The organism is Pseudomonas sp. GM79, assembly GCF_000282495.1.
Taxonomy (GTDB): Bacteria; Pseudomonadota; Gammaproteobacteria; order Pseudomonadales; family Pseudomonadaceae; genus Aquipseudomonas.
The window spans coordinates 16676-34317 of the sequence record NZ_AKJE01000061.1 but is presented as its reverse complement, the minus strand read 5'-3'; the positions used below and the strand labels follow the sequence as shown (position 1 = coordinate 34317).

Sequence of the window (17642 nt, the reverse complement as noted above, 5' to 3'; positions counted from 1 at the left end):
CTACCCCTTGACCGCGCCGGACGTCAGCCCACGCAGGAAATACTTGCCAGCGAATATGTAGACCAGCAGTGTCGGCAGCCCGGCGATCATCGCGGCGGCCATATCAACGTTGTATTCCTTGGCCCCGGTGCTGGTGTTGACCAGGTTGTTCAGGGCCACGGTAATCGGCTGGGCATCGCCACTGGCGAAGACCACGCCGAACAGGAAGTCATTCCAGATTTGCGTGAACTGCCAGATCAGGCAGACCATCACGATCGGGATCGACATCGGCAGCAGGATCTTCCAGAAAATCGTGAAGAAGCCCGCGCCATCCAGTCGCGCCGCCTTGACCAGCGCATCCGGAATGCTCACGTAGTAGTTACGGAAGAACAGCGTGGTGAACGCCAGGCCGTAGACCACGTGCACCAGCACCAGGCCCGTGGTGGTGTTGGCCAGGCCGATCTTGCCGAGGGTGAACGAGGCTGGCAGCAGCACGGTCTGGAACGGCAGGAAGCAACCGAACAACAACAGGCCGAAGAACAGTTGCGATCCACGGAAGCGCCACATCGACAGCACGTAACCGTTCATGGCACCGATGAACGTAGAGATCAGTACCGCCGGCACGGTGATTTTCACCGAGTTCCAGAAGTAACTGCCGACACTGTCCCAGGCCTTGATCCAGCCGATGCCATCAATCACTTGCGGCAGGCTCAACAGGTTGCCGGTGCGGATGTCTTCCGGGGATTTGAAACTGGTCAGCAGCATCACCACCAGCGGGATCAAATAGATCGCCGCGGCCAGCAACAGAGTTGCGTAGATCGCGATGCGGCTAAAGCTGATGCCCGGTTTGCCAAGTTGATTACTCATGGCGTTTGCCTCGCAATTCGGAGTACAGGTACGGCACCAGAATCGCCAGGATCGCGCCGAGCATCATCATGGCGCTCGCCGAACCAATGCCCATCTGGCCACGGCTGAAAGTGAAGGAATACATGAACATCGCCGGCAGGTCGGACGAGTAGCCCGGGCCACCCGCGGTCATCGCCGCCACCAGGTCGAAGCTCTTGATCGCGATGTGCGCCAGGATCATGAAAGCGCTGAAGAACACCGGGCGCAGGCTCGGCAATACGATCTTCAGGTAGATGGTCGGCAGGCTCGCCCCGTCGACTTGCGCCGCGCGGATGATCGATTGATCGACGCCACGCAGGCCGGCCAGGAACATCGCCATCACAAACCCGGAGGCTTGCCACACGGCGGCGATCACCAGGCAATACACCACGCGATCCTGATCCACCAGCCAGTCGAGACGGAAGCCTTCCCAGCCCCAGTCACGCAGCATTTTGTCCAGGCCCAGGCCTGGGTTGAGCAGCCATTTCCACGCGGTACCAGTAACGATCATCGAGAGCGCCATCGGGTACAGGTAAACGGTGCGGATGAAGCCTTCCTTGCGAATGCGCTGATCCAGCAGCACGGCGAGGAACACCCCCAGCACCAGGCTGATGCCGATGAACATGCCGCCGAACACCGCGAGGTTCTTGCTCGCGACCCACCAGCGATCGTTGTCCATCAGGCGGATGTATTGCTGCAGGCCGACCCACTTGTAGCTCGGCATGAAGCTGGAATTGGTGAAGGACAGAACAAATGTCCAGATGATGTAACCGTAAAAACCAACCAGGACGATCAGCATGCTTGGCGCCAAAACCAGTTTGGGAAGCCAGCGCTGCAATGCGTCGAACGGTGAGGCTTTGCTGAAAACCGCCACAGAGCTCATCGGGATAATCCAGGTGAAGAGAAATGAAATCGGCACGGCGATCCCTTGTGGGAGCGGGCTTGCTCGCGAAGGCGGTGTATCAGTCGACATTCGTGTTGAATGTCAGATCGCATTCGCGAGCAAGCCCGCTCCCACATGGGGTCACGCGGCGTCAGGGATTACTGGGCGGCTTTGACGGCCGATGCCAGTTGCGCGCTGGCCTTGGCCGGGTCAGCGTTCTTGTCGTTCATGAAGTTGGTGACCACATCGAAGATCGCGCCCTGCACGGCCAGGGACGTGGCCATGTTGTGCGCCATGCTCGGTTGCAGGCCGCCGGTCTTCTCGTCAGCCAGGAAGTCCTTGGCGGATGCTTGAGCGCAGGCATCGAAGCCCAGACCGCTCATGTCGTTAAGCATGTCGGTACGCACCGGGATCGAGCCTTTGTTGATGCTGAAGACTTTCTGGAAGTCTTTACCCAGAGCGACCTTGGCCAGGTCTTGCTGGGCGGCGATGTCGCCTTTGCGATCGGCTTTGAGCTTGAACACAGCCATCGAGTCGATGTTGTAGGTGAAGGCTTTTTCAGTGCCCGGGAACGGCACGCACTGGTAGTCCTTGCCCGCAACTTTCTTGGCGGCGGTCCACTCGCTCTTGGCCCAGTCGCCCATCATCTGCATGCCGGCCTTGCCGTTGATGACGTCGGCGGCAGCGATGTTCCAGTCACGACCGGCGCGGTTCGGGTCCATGTAGCCGGTGACTTTTTTCAACTCGGTAAAGGCCTTGGCCATCTCGGGCCCCGAGAGGGTTTTCTGGTCCAGGTCGACCAGGGCTTTCTTGTAACCATCTGCGCCCATGACCGAGAGCACCACGTCTTCAAACACGGTGCTGTCCTGCCACGGCTGGCCGCCGTGAGCGAGTGCGATGAAGCCGGCGGCTTTGAGCTTGTCGCCAGCGGCATAGAATTCTTCGAGGGTGGTTGGCGCTTTGTCGATCCCGGCTTTCTTGAAGACTTCCGGGTTGATCCACAGCCAGTTGACGCGGTGGATGTTCACCGGCACGGCGACGTAATCGCCTTCGTATTTCACGGTGTCGGAGACTTTCTTGATCAGCAGGTTATCCCAGCCTTCGGACTTGGAAACCTCTTTGAGGGTGTCGGTGCTGAGCAGGCCAGTGCTGCCCCACTCCTGGATGTCCGGCCCCTTGATCTGGGCAACGCCCGGCGGGTTACCGGCCACGGCGCGGCTTTTGAGTACGGTCATGGCCGTGGAGCCGCCACCGCCGGCAACTGCGCCGTCCTTCCAGGTGAAACCGTCTTTTTCGACTTGGGCCTTGAGCACATCGACGGCTGCTTTTTCACCACCAGACGTCCACCAGTGAACGACTTCCACCGAACCTTTGGCATCGGCGGCAAGGGCACTGAGGGGAAATGCTGCAACAGGAAGCAGTGAGGCGAGAGAAATGACAGTAGCGAGGCGAGAAATCGCATTCATCTAGTAGTACCTTTCTTGTTGTTATGCATGCAAGTCTGGTGCTTGCGCTGCATAGGATTCTAAACAGGGGATGCCCCTTCGCAGGTAACGAAGGGACGCGCGAATGTCACCACATGGTTACACAGCAACGCTCTGGGACAACTGCGCCAGCGCACTGGCCATGCTCGGTGCCAGTGGCAGGCGCGGGATCAAAACGGCTTGCCAGGCGTGATACAGGTCGGGTTTGCCGGCCCAGATATCGGCGCTCGGACGGTTCAGAGGATCGAGTTCGTGATGCCAGCTGCCATCGCAACGGTCAATGAAATGACTGTCACAGAATTCCCAGAACAGCCGGTACCAGCGCTCGTATTGCTCATCACCGGTGCGTTTTAGCAGCGCACTGGCGGCGGCGCTGGCTTCGCAATGAGTCCAGTGCAAGCGATGGCGAACCACCGCACGGTTATCCCAATCGAGGGTGTAGACAATCCCCGGCGCGCCGTCGACATCCCAACCGTGACGGCAATTGTGGTCGAAGAGTTTTTGCGCATCGGTTGCCAGCCAGCCCGGTGTAAGTATCCCGGCCTGCACCCGCGCCGCTTCAAGATGCAGCAACAGCCGCGCCCATTCAAAACCATGGCCCGGCGTGGTGCCGTAAGGGCGGAATCCGTCAGCCGGGTTGTCGTAGTTGTAGTCGCGTAGCGGCTGCCAGTCGCGGTCGAAATGCTCGACCACCAGGTAATCATTGGCCGCGGCGTGCTCATGAATGACGCGCTCGACGATACGCTGGGCGCGAAGCAGCCAGCGGTTGTCCTCGGTGACATCGGCCAGGGCGAGAAAGGCTTCGGTGGCGTGCATGTTGCTGTTCGCGCCGCGATAGGCTTCCTCGACGCTCCAGTCGCGGTTAAAGGACTCGCGCATGGCGCCCTCCTCCTCGCTCCAGAAATGACTGTCGATGATGTGGATTGCATCGTCCAGCAGCGCTTGTGCGCCGGGGCGCTGGGCGACCACCGCAGAACTCGCAGCCAATGCCACGAAGGCATGCAGGTAAGCGGCTTTGCCGGTATTGCCGTCGCGGTGTTCGGGCGTGGCGAACCAGCCACCGTGTTCGGCATCACGCAGCGACCCGCTGAGGGCCTGGATGCCGTGATCCACCAGCTCGGCGAAACCCGGCAGGCCCTGGATGTGGGCCATGGCGAAGCTGTGGGTCATACGCGCGGTGTTCATGGTTTCAGCTTGCGCGTTGGCCGCCAGGCGACCCTTTTCATCGAGATTGCCGAAGCCTTCGGCAAGCTTTGCAGCCTTGGCGAATGCCAGCAGGCGCAGGCCTTCGGCTGCGAGCCATTGCTGATGGGCAGGCGCGTTCAGCCAACTGCTGAAGGCAGGTTGGAAGGTGTCCATGGGAAGACCTTTTTTGTTGTTATGACTGGGGGCAGTCTAAACAACGGGCGTTGGCGGGCAGGTAACGAAGGGGGCGAGTTATGTCACCGAGTTGTGACATTTGCCTTGAGGGATGTATTGAAGGGACTGACGCCTTCGCGAGCAAGCCCGCTCCCACAGTGGTTCTGCGTCGTACACAAATCCAGTGTGGGAGCGGGCTTGCCCGCGATGAACAATAATGCGGTGCCGCTAATCAACACTACGCGGCAACTGCAACGTCACACGCAACCCGCCTTCACGCAGGTTTTGCAGGCTGACTTCACCGCCATGGCTATGGGCAATGTTGCGCGCAATCCCCAGCCCCAAGCCATAACCCTGCTGCTGTCCGGCCAAGCGGAAGTGCGGTTCGAACACCTGCTCCAGACGCTGCTCCGGCACGCCCGGCCCTTCATCGTCGACATGCAGGACAAACGCGCTCTCATCGTCATCGATGTGCAGATGCGCGTTCTGCCCATATTTCAAGGCGTTGTCGATCAGGTTGCCGATGCAACGCTTGAGCGCCAGTGGCTTGCCGGGATACGGCGCCAACGCCCGGCCATGCTGAGTCACGCGACCATTGCCGTTGGGCGCCAGATACGGTTCCACCAGGCAGTCGAGCACATGATTGAGATCCACCGGCTCGATGTTTTCGTGGATGTCGGTGTCTTTCACGCATTGCAGCGCGCCCTTTACCAGCAACTCCAGCTCATCCAGATCACGGCCGAACTTGGCTTGCAGTTTTTCGTCTTCAAGCAATTCCACTCGCAATCGCAGCCGGGTAATCGGCGTGCGCAAGTCATGGGAAATCGCGCTGAACAACTGGCTGCGTTCAGTCAGGTAACGGCTGATGCGCTCACGCATCGCGTTGAAGGCGCGGCCCACTTCCACCACTTCACTGCCGCCACCCTCGGCCACCGGTTCGACTTCAGCACCCAGAGACATGTCCCGCGCCGCCCGCGCCAATCGCTTGAGTGGTCGGCTCTGCCAGTGCACCAACAGGCCGATGAACAGCAGCAAGAAACCGCTGGTGAGCACGATGAACCAGACCTGCTGCGCCGGCAGGCCTTGTTCCTCAAGACTGGTGTAGGGCTCGGGCAACAGCGAGGCGATGTACAGCCATTCCCCCGGTGCCATCTGGATTTGCGTGACCAGCACTGGCGGGTTCACCGGCTCCAGGGTCAACGCGTAATGCGCCCAGGAGCGCGGCAACTCATCGAGTTTCAGGCCGCCATTGAAAATCCGCAGGTCTTCGGGGCTGACGAAGGTCACCGAGATGTCGGTGTCCTGGCCCAGCGACTGGCGCAACACTTCGTCCACCGCTTTGAGCACCGCTGCTTTGCGCGGGGTGATCGGCAGCACTTCCATGCCCAAGGGTTTGTCATTGAGCGTCACCACGAACCGGGTGCCGCCCATGCTGCGTAACTGATCGAGCACCAGCGGCCTGAACGCCACCGGCAACGAGCGGAAATAACTGACGCTGGCCGTCATCGAATGGGCCAGGCTGCGGGCACTGGTGACCAGGCCTTCGAGCTGCGTGGCGCGCAATTGCGACACCCAGATGACGCTCGACAACGCCTGGGCGAACAGTACCGCCAGCAGGGTCAGCAGCAACATGCGCCCGAGCAGCGAGCGCGGTACCGGCACCCGCCCGGCGAGCTTGCGCAGGAACTCAGTGGCCATTGCCGGCAACCACGTTGGCTGCCAGTTGGTAGCCACTGCCCCGCACGGTACGGATCAGCCGTGGCGGCTTTTCGGTATCGCGCAGGCGCTGGCGCAAACGGCTGACCGCCATGTCGACGATGCGATCGAGCGGCATCAGGTCACGGCCACGGGTAGCGTTGCCGATGGTGTCGCGATCGAGGATTTCCTGAGGGTGATCGAGGAACAGTTTCAGCAGCGCGAAATCGGCGCCCGAGAGAATCACTTCCTCGCCGTCGATGTGGAACAGCCGATGGCTGACCATGTCCAGCCGCCAGTCATCGAAGGCCAGCACTTCACTGCCGGAACGCTCCTGACCGAACTGCGCGCGGCGCAACAAGGCTTTGATGCGCGCCTGCAATTCACGGGGGCTGAAGGGTTTGCCGAGGTAGTCGTCGGCGCCCAGTTCGAGACCGATGACGCGGTCGGCCTCGTCGGAACTGGCGGTGAGCATGATGATCGGCACATGGGCCTGGCGCGGGTGCTGGCGGATCCAGCGGCAGAGGCTGAACCCGTCTTCGTCCGGCAGCATCACGTCGAGAATCACCAGATCGCTCGGCGCCTCGTTCAAGGCCTGACGAAACCCTGCACCATCGGGCGTGGTACGGACCTGGAAACCGGCGCGGGTCAGGTAGGTGTCCAGCAACTCGCGTATCTCTTGATCGTCATCGACCAACAAAATCGACTTGTTGACTGAGCTCACGGGGCGGCGTCCTTGTTGTTTGTATTGTGGAGGATTATGCCTTAAGCACCGAATCTACAAACACTGCAGAACTACTGTGGGAGCGGGCTTGCTCGCGAAGGGGCCATCACATTCAACATCTTGGTTGACTGATAGACCGCTTTCGCGAGCAAGCCCGCTCCCACATTTGATTGCATTTCAGGCTGGAATGGATTGCTCCAACGCCACACCCGCACCCACCAACCCGGAATACGGCGCCGTCACCAGCCACACCGGAATGCCTTTGAAGTAATCGCTCATGCAGCCCTTGTCGGCGAAGCACCGGGCGAAACCGCTTTCGATGAAGAAATCGGCAAACCGTGGAATCACCCCGCCGACGATGTACACACCACCCCGTGCCCCGGTGGTCAGCACATTGTTGCCAGCCACGCGACCCAGCCAGCAGCAGAACTGCTCGAGCACTTCCAGGGCAATCGGATCACCCGCCAGCCCGGCCTTTGTAATCGCCTCAGGCGTGTCGAGCACAGGCGTGTGACCGTCTACCGCGCAGATCGCCCGGTAGACCCGTGGCAAACCACTGCCGCTCAATGCCGTTTCAGCGCTGACATGGCCGATCTCGTTGAAGATGTGTTGCCACAGCTGGGTTTCTCGCGGGCTGCTCAGTGGCAGGTCGACGTGACCGCCCTCCCCCGGCAGCGGGGCAAAACGGCCCTCGCCCAGATCGAGCAAGGTGCCCACGCCCAGGCCAGTGCCAGGACCGATCACCACCGCCGGCCGCAACGGTTCCGGCGTGCCTTCGCAGACCACCCGAAATTCGCCGGGCTGCAAACGGGTCATGCCCAGCGCCATCGCCGAAAAATCGTTGACCAGCAGCAGTTGATCCACCTGCAAAGTCTTGCAGAAGCCCTTGCGACTGAGTCGCCAGTGATTGTTGGTGAATTTGAATTCATCGCCACTCACAGGGCCCGCCACCGACAGGCACACCGAACCGATCGAACCCGGCGCCAGACCGAGCCCGCTCAGGTAGAGGGCAATCGCCTCCTCCGGGCTGGCGTGGTCTGCCGTCGCCAGCACCTGGATCGATTCCAGCTGCTGGTTTTTCCACAACGCGAAACGTGCGTTGGTGCCACCGATGTCACCGACCAAAGCCAGTTTCAATTAAGCGTCTCCAGGGCAGAAGTAAAGGCGCTGGCGCCTTGCTCTGCGGAGCTGAAGGCCATGCGCATGAAACCAAACAGTTCGCGACCGCTGCCAATGTTGTTGCCCAACAGACCCTTGGCAGGTTCGCGCGCTGCGAATTCTTCGGCGTCCACCTTAAGCTCCAGGGTGCCTTTGACGCCATCGACGCGGATGATATCGCCCTCTTGCACCCGCGCCAAAGCGCCACCCACATAAGCTTCGGGGCTGACGTGGATCGCCGCCGGGATTTTCCCCGAGGCGCCGGACATACGCCCGTCAGTCACCAACGCGACTTTGAAGCCGCGATCCTGCAACACGCCGAGGAACGGCGTCATCTTGTGCAGCTCCGGCATGCCATTGGAACGCGGCCCCTGGAAGCGCATCACCGCGACAAAATCCTTCTCGAGCAAACCGGCCTTGAACGCATCAGCCAGGTCCTGTTGATCCTGGAACACCATGGCCGGTGCTTCGACTACCTGGTTTTCCAAAGCGACCGCCGAGACCTTCATCACGCCACGGCCGAGGTTGCCTTCCATTACGCGCAAGCCACCCTCTGGCGAGAATGCGCGAGCGACCGGACGCAGGATGGTTTCGTCGAGGCTTTCGATCGGACCTTCGCGCCAGACCAGTTCGCCGTTTTCGAGGAACGGTTCCATGGTGTAACGGCTCAGGCCGTGGCCCAGCACGGTGTTGACGTTTTCGTGGAGCAGGCCGGCTTCCAGCAGTTCGCGGATCAGGAACGACATGCCGCCCGCCGCCTGGAAGTGGTTGATGTCGGCTTTGCCGTTCGGGTACACGTGGCTCAGGGTCGGCACCACCTCGGAGAGGTCGGCCATGTCCTGCCAGGTCAACTGAATGCCCGCGGCCATGGCGATGGCCGGCATGTGCAGGGTGTGGTTGGTCGAACCGCCGGTGGCGTGCAGGGCCACGATGGAGTTGACCAGCGAACGCTCGTCGACGATTTCGCCGATCGGCATGAAGTCGCCATTCTGCTTGGTCAGGCGGGTGACCTGGTGCGCTGCTTCGCGGGTCAGGGCATCGCGCAACGGGGTGTTCGGGTTGACGAAGGAGGCGCCCGGCAAGTGCAGGCCCATGACTTCCATCAGCAACTGGTTGGTGTTGGCGGTGCCGTAGAAGGTGCAAGTGCCGGGGCTGTGATAGGACTTCATCTCCGATTCCAGCAGCTCTTCGCGCGTCGCCTTACCTTCGGCGTAGCGCTGACGCACATCGGCTTTCTGCTTGTTGGAGATGCCCGACACCATCGGCCCGCCCGGCACGAAGATCGTTGGCAGATGACCGAAACGCAGCGCGCCCATCATCAGGCCCGGCACGATCTTGTCGCAGATGCCGAGCATCAACGCGCCGTCGAACATGTTGTGGGACAGCGCCACAGCAGTGGACAACGCGATCACTTCGCGGCTCGGCAGGCTCAGTTCCATGCCCGGCTCGCCTTGGGTCACGCCATCGCACATCGCGGGGGTGCCGCCAGCGAACTGGCCGACGGAGCCGATTTCGCGCAGGGCTTTTTTGATCTGTTCCGGGAAGACTTCGTACGGCTGGTGCGCCGAGAGCATGTCGTTATATGACGAAACAATCGCGATGTTCGCGGAGTTCATCATCCGCAGGCTGTGCTTGTCGTCGCTGCCACACCCGGCTACGCCATGGGCGAAGTTGGCGCATTGCAGCTTGCCGCGCATCGGGCCGTCGCTGGCGGCGCCGCGGATCAATGCAAGGTAAGCCTCACGCGTGGTGCGGCTGCGGGCGATAAGCCGTTCGGTGACCTCAAGGACGCGGGGATGCATGTGTAGAACTCCAGGCTAACGGATGTGGCGACCTGATTGTCTATGCTGACCAAGCACCGCTGTGATTGGGGTGACAGACGGTTTTCTTGATCATTCGGACCAGTTGATTCAGGTCACTCGTTGTAGATAAAACAAAATATTGCCACTAAAAAGGCTTGTTTTCTATTTTTTTGCGAATAATCTTGTAATTCCAACAACAAAACGACGGCGGCGCTGTAAATGACTCTTCGAATTGCAATCAATGGTTTTGGCCGTATCGGCCGTAATGTCCTGCGCGCACTGTATACCCAAGGCTATCGTCAGGATCTGCAGATCGTAGCGATCAACGACCTGGGCGACAGCTCGATGAATGCTCATCTGCTCAAGTACGACACCGTTCACGGCACATTCGATGCCGATGTACAGCACGATCAGGAAAGCCTGACCGTCAACGGCGACCGTATTTCGGTCAGCGCCATTCGCAACCCGGCCGAACTGCCTTGGGCCGCGGAAAAGGTCGACGTCGTGTTCGAATGCACCGGTCTGTTCACCGACCGTGCCAAAGCCGCCGCGCATATTACGGCCGGCGCGCGCAAAGTGATCATCTCGGCCCCGGCCAAAGGCGCCGACGCCACCGTGGTTTATGGGGTTAACCACGACATTCTGCGCCAATCGCACCAGATCATTTCCAACGCCTCATGCACCACCAACTGCCTGGCCCCGGTGGCCCAGGTGCTGCACCGCGAGCTGGGCATCGAAAGCGGTCTGATGACCACCATCCATGCCTACACCAACGACCAGAACCTGACCGACGTCTATCACACCGACCCGTACCGCGCCCGCTCCGCCACCCAGAACATGATCCCGAGCAAGACCGGCGCCGCTGAAGCGGTCGGCCTGGTGCTGCCGGAACTGGCGGGCAAACTGACCGGCATGGCGGTGCGTGTTCCGGTGATCAACGTGTCGCTGGTGGACCTGACCGTGCAGCTCAAGCGTGAAGCGTCGGCCGATGAAGTCAACGCGATGCTCAAACAAGCCAGCCAGCACTCGAAAATTCTCGGCTACAACACCCTGCCGCTGGTTTCCAGCGACTTCAACCACAACCCGCTGTCGTCGATTTTCGACGCCAACCACACCAAGTCCAGCGGCAAGCTGCTCAAAGTGCTGGCCTGGTACGACAACGAGTGGGGCTTCTCCAACCGCATGCTCGATAACTGCCTGGCGCTCTGCAACGCAGAATAAACAGCTACGTCGACGCGGCCCCCGTAGGAGCTGCCGCAGGCTGCGATCTTTTGATCTTGATTTTTGCCGGCCTTACAACCGCCAGGATCAAAAGATCGCAGCCTTCGGCAGCTCCTACAGGTATGTGAAAACGCCGAAAAATGCGTCGTCGCAGGCGCATTACGCCTGGGAGAAGCAAGCGATGATCGGTATCAGCTTTACGCAAAAAACCTTGGCGGCGCGCAAGCGTATCGCCCTGGTTGCCCACGATCACTGCAAAGTATTTTTGCTGGATTGGGCCGAGCGGCAGAAAGACAAACTCGCACAGCATGAACTGGTCGCCACCGGCACGACGGGGTTGTTGTTGCAACAACGCCTCGACCTGCCGGTGGAAAGCATGATCAGCGGTCCGCTGGGCGGCGACCAGCAACTCGGCGCGCGAATCGCCGAGCAGCGAGTCGACATGCTGGTGTTCTTCTGGGACCCGTTCGAACCGCAACCCCACGACCCGGATATCAAGGCGCTGCTGCGAGTCGCAGCGGTGTGGAACATCCCGGTGGCCTGCAACGAGTGCAGCGCCGATTACCTGCTCAGCAGCCCGTTGATGGATCAGGCTCACGAACACCGCATCCCGGATTACGCGACCTATCTGCAGGGTCGTGGATGAAGCGTGACCAGTACCGAGCGTAGCAACAAGCACAAATCCTTGTGGGGGCAGGCAAGCCAGCTCCCACAGGGTTGGGTATTCGGCCGGCAACCGGCGTTTTCATCTAATCGAGCGGTATTTTGATCTATGCTCGGGCTCTCGCTCCGGAGGGCCTTCGATGACTGATTTACTCACGTCCATTCAAGCCGCACTCGGCTTGCCCCACACACCCATCCCGTTCACCTCGAGCGGCGCCCTGCCCTCGGCGTTTGCCGTCACCGACCTTGCCTGCGCAAGCATTGCCGCTGCCGGTCAGGCTGTCAGTGAATGGCTGCAACAACACACCGGCCGTTTGCCTACCCTTGAAGTCGACCGCCGCCTGGCGTCGTTCTGGCTCGCGACGTCGATCCGCCCCGTGGGCTGGAGCGTTCCACCGTTGTGGGATCCGGTCGCCGGCGACTATGCGACCAAGGACGGCTGGATCCGCCTGCATACCAACGCACCTCATCATCGTGCCGCCGCTGAAAGCGTGCTCGGCGCCTGTGTCGACCGCGTCGCGATGGCGAGCAAGGTTGCGCAATGGGTGAAAAGTGATCTGGAACAGGCCGTAGTCGATGCCGGTGGTTGTGCGGCCGAAATGCGCAGCTGGGCGCAATGGCAAGCGCACCCCCAAGGTGTGGCGGTGAATGCCGAGCCGTTGATTCAGTTCAGCGCCGACAGCGGCGAAAATGCAAAGCCGTGGCGGGGTTCGGTGGCGCAACCACTGGCGGGCATCAAGGTGCTGGATTTGACCCGCGTGTTGGCCGGCCCCATCGCCAGCCGTTTTCTCGCTGGCCTCGGTGCCGATGTTTTGCGCATCGACCCACCGACCTGGAACGAACCGGGCGTGGTGCCGGAAGTCACTTTGGGCAAACGCTGTGCGCGCCTGAACCTGCACGACAAGACTGATCGCATGACGTTCGAATGCCTGCTCAAGGACGCCGATATCCTGCTCCACGGCTACCGCGCCGATGCATTGGAAAAGTTGGGTTATGGCGTAGCCGTGCGGCAAAAACTGGCGCCGGGCCTGATTGATGTGTGCCTCAACGCCTATGGCTGGAGCGGCCCATGGCAGAACCGTCGAGGGTTCGACAGTTTGGTACAGATGAGCAGCGGGATTGCCGAAGCGGGGATGCAGTGGAAGAAAGCGAACCAGCCGACACCGCTGCCGGTGCAGGCGCTTGATCATGCCACCGGGTATTTGATGGCGGCTGCGGCGATCACGTTATTGGGACGTGGCGGGTCGGCCAGGTTGTCGTTGGCGCGGACCGCCAGGTTGCTGATTGAACATGGTGCGGGGACCGATGAGGCGTTGCGGGCGGAGGATCAAAGCGATCAAGGGATGTTGGTTGAACAGACGCCTTGGGGGCCGGCGCATCGGTTGAAGGTTCCGCTGAAAATCACCGGGACACCGCTGCAGTGGGCGCTGCCAGCCGGGGAATTGGGTTCCCATCGCGCGCAGTGGTGGTGACTGTTCGGGTCCATTCGCGAGCAAGCCCGCTCCCACAGTTGACCGGGTTTCCCTGGAGGAATGCGATCACATGTGGGAGCGGGCTTGCTCGCGAAGGGGCCCGTAGGTTCACTACACATCTCAGCTCAGCTCAATCCGGCCGGCTCAGCGATGTCCAAAGCACCTGCGCCGCATACCCTCGAAAGGGCCGCCAAGCCTCGGCCCTCACCCACAACTCCCGAGCCGTCACCGCCCCACCTTCCAGCGCCGCCAGCGAGTTGATCAACCCCACATCCCCACTCGGAAATGCATCCATCTGCCGCAATTGCCGCAAGGCAATGTATTGCGCCGTCCAGTCACCAATCCCGTGCAACGCCAGCAACCGCGCCACACCACCTGGCCGTTCCGGTTCAAACAACCGGGGATCATCCAGCAACGCCTGAGCCACGCCGGACAAGGTCCGACCGCGACTTTTCGGCATTCCCAACATTGCCAGATCCGCTGCTGCCAACGTGGCAGCATCAGGAAACACATGACTCAACCCCGGCCTCGGCGACTGCAATGGCTGTCCATATTGCACCACCAGTTTCCCGGCCAACTTGATCGCCGCGACCACGGTAATCTGTTGTCCCAACACCGCACGAATGGCCAATTCCAGCCCATCCCAAGCCCCGGGTACTCGCAGCCCAGGGCGCGCGGCAATCAAGCGCGCCATCAACGGATCAACCACCAGTTGTCGATGAATGGCTGGCAAATCTGCGTCCAGATCAAACATCCGCCGCAGCCGCGCGACAATCTCCGGTACTGCTGCTGAATCAGGAAAATCCAGCGTTACTTCCAGCACATCGCCCGCCCCTGGCCTGACCGAAATCACACCGTGAACACCGTTCAACGCAATGCTGCGCGAGTACACCCCATCGACCACGGTTTCCATCCCGACCACCGCCCGCGCCGACAAAAAATCCAGCATCGCCGACCAGTCATAAGGCGGTTGATACGCCAGCAATAACCTCACAAAGACAACAATCCGCTGTACAACCCATAGGCCGCCAACCCCGCCCCGGCAACCACACAGCTGAAAATGCCTTTCTCCATCAACGTAAACAGCGGTTTGCCCTGCTCCCGCTTGGCCTGGGCAAACAAAATCACCCCCGGGGCATACAACAACGCCGAGAGCAGCAGGTATTTCACGCCACCGGCATACAACAACCAAACCGCATAACACAGGGCAATGCCACCGATCAGCAAGTCTTTCGTGCGCTCGGCCGAAGCATGCTCATAGGTTTCCCCTCGCCCGCTCAACAACACCGCATACGCCGCCGACCACAGATACGGCACCAGAATCATCGATGAGGCGAGGTAGATCAGGCTGGTGTAAGTACCGGCGGAAAACAGCGTGATCAGCAGAAAAATCTGGATCATCACGTTGGTCAGCCACAGTGCGTTGACCGGCACATGGTTGGCGTTCTCTTTTTTCAGGAAGGCTGGCATCGTCTTGTCTTTAGCGGTGGCGAAAAGGATTTCGGCGCACAGCAGCGCCCAGGACAGCAACGCTCCCAATAGCGAAATAGCCAGGCCGATGCTGATCAACAGCGCGCCCCAAGGGCCGACGATATGTTCCAGCACTGCCGCCAGCGACGGGTTCTGCAAGGTGGCCAATTCCGGTTGGCTCATGATGCCGAGCGACAACAGGTTCACCAGCACCAGCAGCGCCAACACACCGATAAAACCGATGACCGTCGCCCGGCCCACGTCCGAACGTTTCTGCGCCCTCGCCGAATATACGCTGGCGCCTTCGATGCCGATGAAGACGAACACGGTGACCAGCATCATGTTGCGCACCTGGTCCATCACGCCGCCGAAATTCGGGTTGCTGCGACCCCAGATGTCTCGGGTGAAGATGTCTGCCTTGAAGGCCACGGCGGCAATGACGATGAACATGATCAGCGGCACGATCTTGGCCACCGTGGTCAGTTGATTGATGAACGCCGCTTCCTTGATTCCGCGCAGCACCAGAAAATGCACCGCCCACAGCAGCACCGACGCGCAGCCGATGGCGATGGGTGTGTTGCCCTGGCCAAAGGCCGGAAAGAAATAACCGAGGGTGCTGAACAGCAAGACGAAATAACCGACGTTGCCCAGCCAGGCACTGATCCAGTATCCCCAGGCCGACGAGAAACCCATGTAATCGCCGAAACCAGCCTTGGCGTAGGCATACACCCCGGAGTCCAGTTCCGGCTTGCGATTGGCCAGGGTCTGAAAGACGAAAGCCAGGGTCAGCATGCCAACAGCAGTAATCGCCCAACCAATCAATATCGCCCCGGCATCGGCACGTGCCGCCATGTTTTGCGGCAAGGAAAAAATCCCGCCGCCAATCATCGATCCCACCACCAAAGCGATCAGCGCACCCAGGCGAAGCTTTTGCGTCGGTTGCGGCATTCCTGCGCCTCCATTTCCCGCCGCGACTATCACCGCGAGACCGTCACATTGTGGGTTTCAACTAAATAGATAAAGCGTAATAACGTTTATCAATTAACGCTAATCTCTGTCTTTTACTTATAGCTGATCACGCTAACGCGCTGACTGGAAATCGCAGTTTTGTCTGTATGTTCGAATAAATCCATATCACTCCAAAATCAAAACTCATCACTTGCCAAAACATAAAAACAAACTAGCGTCTAAACTTCAATCGATGCGCTTTATTCCTCCAACCGTCAGCCGAGGCCTCTGGAAAAGAGCTCTTACGGCAATAACCTTACGCCTATAAAAACGACATAAATCATTAATTAACAATGGAATGTGATCATGCATTGATCCAAATCAGATGATTGAAAAGCAAACGAAATTAATCTGTTTTCTCTCTTTCTCCTGCACTGGAGTCATGCATGTCTGAATCCCCCGGAAAACTGAAACTTGGCGCCCTGGTTGCGCTGGTGGTCGGCTCGATGATCGGTGGCGGGATTTTCTCGCTGCCCCAGAACATGGCCGCCAGTGCCGACGTCGGCGCCGTTCTTATCGGTTGGGCAATCACCGCAGTCGGCATGTTGACCCTGGCCTTCGTGTTCCAGACCCTGGCCAATCGCAAGCCAGATCTTGACGGCGGTGTTTACGCCTACGCCAAGGCCGGTTTCGGGGATTACATGGGTTTCTCGTCCGCTTGGGGTTACTGGATCAGTGCCTGGCTGGGTAACGTTGGTTACTTCGTTCTGTTGTTCAGTACCCTCGGCTACTTCTTTCCCGTTTTTGGCGAGGGCAATACCGTTGCGGCTGTGATCGGTGCGTCGCTGCTGCTCTGGGGGGTGCATTTCCTGGTATTGCGCGGAATCAAGGAAGCAGCGTTCATCAACCTGGTGACCACCGTCGCCAAAATCGTGCCGCTGCTGCTGTTTGTCCTGATCGCGATTTTCGCCTTCAAGCTGGAGATCTTCACCGCCGACATCTGGGGTCTGAAAAACCCGGACCTGGGCAGCGTGATGAACCAGGTGCGCAAGATGATGCTGGTCACCGTCTGGGTGTTCATCGGCATCGAAGGCGCGAGCATCTTCTCGGCCCGTGCGGAAAAACGCAGCGACGTGGGTAAAGCCACCGTCATCGGTTTCATCACCGTACTGCTGTTCCTGGTGCTGGTGAACGTGCTGTCGCTGGGCATCATGACCCAACCGGAACTGGCCAAACTGCAGAACCCGTCCATGGCCGCGGTGCTGGAACACGTGGTCGGTCATTGGGGCGCGGTGCTGATCAGCGTCGGCCTGATCATCTCGTTGCTCGGTGCGCTGCTGTCGTGGGTGTTGCTGTGTGCGGAGATCATGTTCGCCGCCGCCAAGGACCACACCATGCCGGCCTTTTTGCGCCGCGAAAACGCCAACCATGTGCCGGTCAATGCGCTGTGGCTGACCAACGCCATGGTCCAGCTGTTCCTGATCATCACGCTGTTCTCGGCCAGCACTTACCTGTCGCTGATCTACCTCGCCACGTCGATGATTCTGGTGCCGTACCTGTGGTCGGCGGCGTACGCGCTGCTGTTGGCGGTGCGCGGCGAGAGTTATGAAAACGCTGCGGCCGAGCGCAGGAAAGACCTGTTCATCGGCGCCATCGCGTTGATCTACGCGGTCTGGCTGATCTATGCCGGCGGCGTCAAATACCTGCTGCTCTCCGCCCTGCTCTATGCGCCCGGCGCGATCCTGTTCGCCAAAGCCAAGCTTGAAGTCAACAAACCGGTTTTCACCAACGTCGAGAAGCTGATTTTCGCCGCCGTAGTCGTGGGCGCCCTGGTGGCGGCTTACGGGCTGTATGACGGCTTCCTGACTCTGTAACACCTGACCCATTTGTCATCTGGAG

General features: G+C 60.0%; 14 protein-coding genes. 4 read left to right on the top strand and 10 right to left on the bottom strand.

Annotation, left to right across the window (positions count from 1 at the left end):
- From PMI36_RS11980 to edd, 8 genes are all read right to left on the bottom strand, one after another.
- Positions 1-846 (bottom strand): carbohydrate ABC transporter permease, encoded by an 846-nt coding sequence (locus PMI36_RS11980; RefSeq protein WP_008072956.1) that lies wholly within the window; start codon positions 844-846, stop codon positions 1-3.
- Positions 839-1747, bottom strand: a complete 909-nt coding sequence (locus PMI36_RS11985) for a carbohydrate ABC transporter permease (protein ID WP_007902369.1) — start codon at positions 1745-1747, stop codon at positions 839-841. Before PMI36_RS11985 ends, PMI36_RS11980 begins: the two co-directional genes overlap by 8 nt.
- A 158-nt stretch (positions 1748-1905) precedes the next feature.
- Positions 1906-3213: an ABC transporter substrate-binding protein gene (locus PMI36_RS11990; RefSeq protein ID WP_008072954.1), complete on the bottom strand. Its 1308-nt coding sequence runs from the start codon at positions 3211-3213 to the stop codon at positions 1906-1908.
- Between the two features lie 117 nt (positions 3214-3330).
- A complete protein-coding gene (locus PMI36_RS11995) occupies positions 3331-4590 on the bottom strand; it encodes a D-mannose isomerase (protein WP_008072952.1) in 1260 nt (419 codons plus the stop codon).
- A 228-nt stretch (positions 4591-4818) separates the two neighbouring features.
- Entirely contained in the window at positions 4819-6288 is a 1470-nt protein-coding gene (locus tag PMI36_RS12000) for an ATP-binding protein (RefSeq protein WP_008072951.1), read from the bottom strand.
- The gene (locus tag PMI36_RS12005) at positions 6278-7009 is read right to left on the bottom strand and encodes a response regulator (RefSeq protein ID WP_008072948.1); all 732 of its coding nucleotides are present in this window, start codon (positions 7007-7009) and stop codon (positions 6278-6280) included. The genes PMI36_RS12000 and PMI36_RS12005 overlap by 11 nt, the downstream gene beginning before the upstream one ends.
- Before the next feature lie 177 nt (positions 7010-7186).
- Positions 7187-8146 carry a glucokinase gene (locus PMI36_RS12010; protein WP_008072947.1) on the bottom strand — a complete coding sequence of 320 codons (960 nt, stop codon included), beginning with the start codon at positions 8144-8146 and terminating at the stop codon, positions 7187-7189.
- Entirely contained in the window at positions 8143-9969 is a 1827-nt protein-coding gene (gene edd, locus PMI36_RS12015; RefSeq protein WP_008072944.1) for a phosphogluconate dehydratase, read from the bottom strand. Before edd ends, PMI36_RS12010 begins: the two co-directional genes overlap by 4 nt.
- A 219-nt stretch (positions 9970-10188) precedes the next feature.
- Here edd and gap point away from each other — a divergent pair, with 219 nt between their 5' ends.
- The 3 genes from gap (at position 10189) to PMI36_RS12030 (ending at position 13325) form a co-directional block, all read left to right on the top strand.
- Positions 10189-11190 (top strand): type I glyceraldehyde-3-phosphate dehydrogenase, encoded by a 1002-nt coding sequence (gene gap, locus PMI36_RS12020; protein WP_008013978.1) that lies wholly within the window; start codon positions 10189-10191, stop codon positions 11188-11190.
- Between the two features lie 181 nt (positions 11191-11371).
- The gene (locus tag PMI36_RS12025; RefSeq protein ID WP_008072943.1) at positions 11372-11836 is read left to right on the top strand and encodes a methylglyoxal synthase; all 465 of its coding nucleotides are present in this window, start codon (positions 11372-11374) and stop codon (positions 11834-11836) included.
- A gap of 157 nt (positions 11837-11993) precedes the next feature.
- Positions 11994-13325, top strand: a complete 1332-nt coding sequence (locus PMI36_RS12030) for a CoA transferase (RefSeq protein ID WP_008072940.1) — start codon at positions 11994-11996, stop codon at positions 13323-13325.
- A gap of 130 nt (positions 13326-13455) precedes the next feature.
- Here the strand turns inward: PMI36_RS12030 and PMI36_RS12035 are convergent, their stop codons facing one another.
- Both PMI36_RS12035 and arcD (PMI36_RS12040) read right to left on the bottom strand, forming a co-directional pair.
- The gene (locus tag PMI36_RS12035) at positions 13456-14319 is read right to left on the bottom strand and encodes a DNA-3-methyladenine glycosylase family protein (protein ID WP_008072937.1); all 864 of its coding nucleotides are present in this window, start codon (positions 14317-14319) and stop codon (positions 13456-13458) included.
- Entirely contained in the window at positions 14316-15743 is a 1428-nt protein-coding gene (gene arcD, locus PMI36_RS12040; RefSeq protein WP_008072935.1) for an arginine-ornithine antiporter, read from the bottom strand. Before arcD (PMI36_RS12040) ends, PMI36_RS12035 begins: the two co-directional genes overlap by 4 nt.
- 446 nt (positions 15744-16189) lie before the next feature.
- Here arcD (PMI36_RS12040) and arcD (PMI36_RS12045) point away from each other — a divergent pair, with 446 nt between their 5' ends.
- Positions 16190-17617: an arginine-ornithine antiporter gene (arcD, locus tag PMI36_RS12045; RefSeq protein ID WP_008072931.1), complete on the top strand. Its 1428-nt coding sequence runs from the start codon at positions 16190-16192 to the stop codon at positions 17615-17617.
- Positions 17618-17642 lie beyond the last annotated feature (25 nt).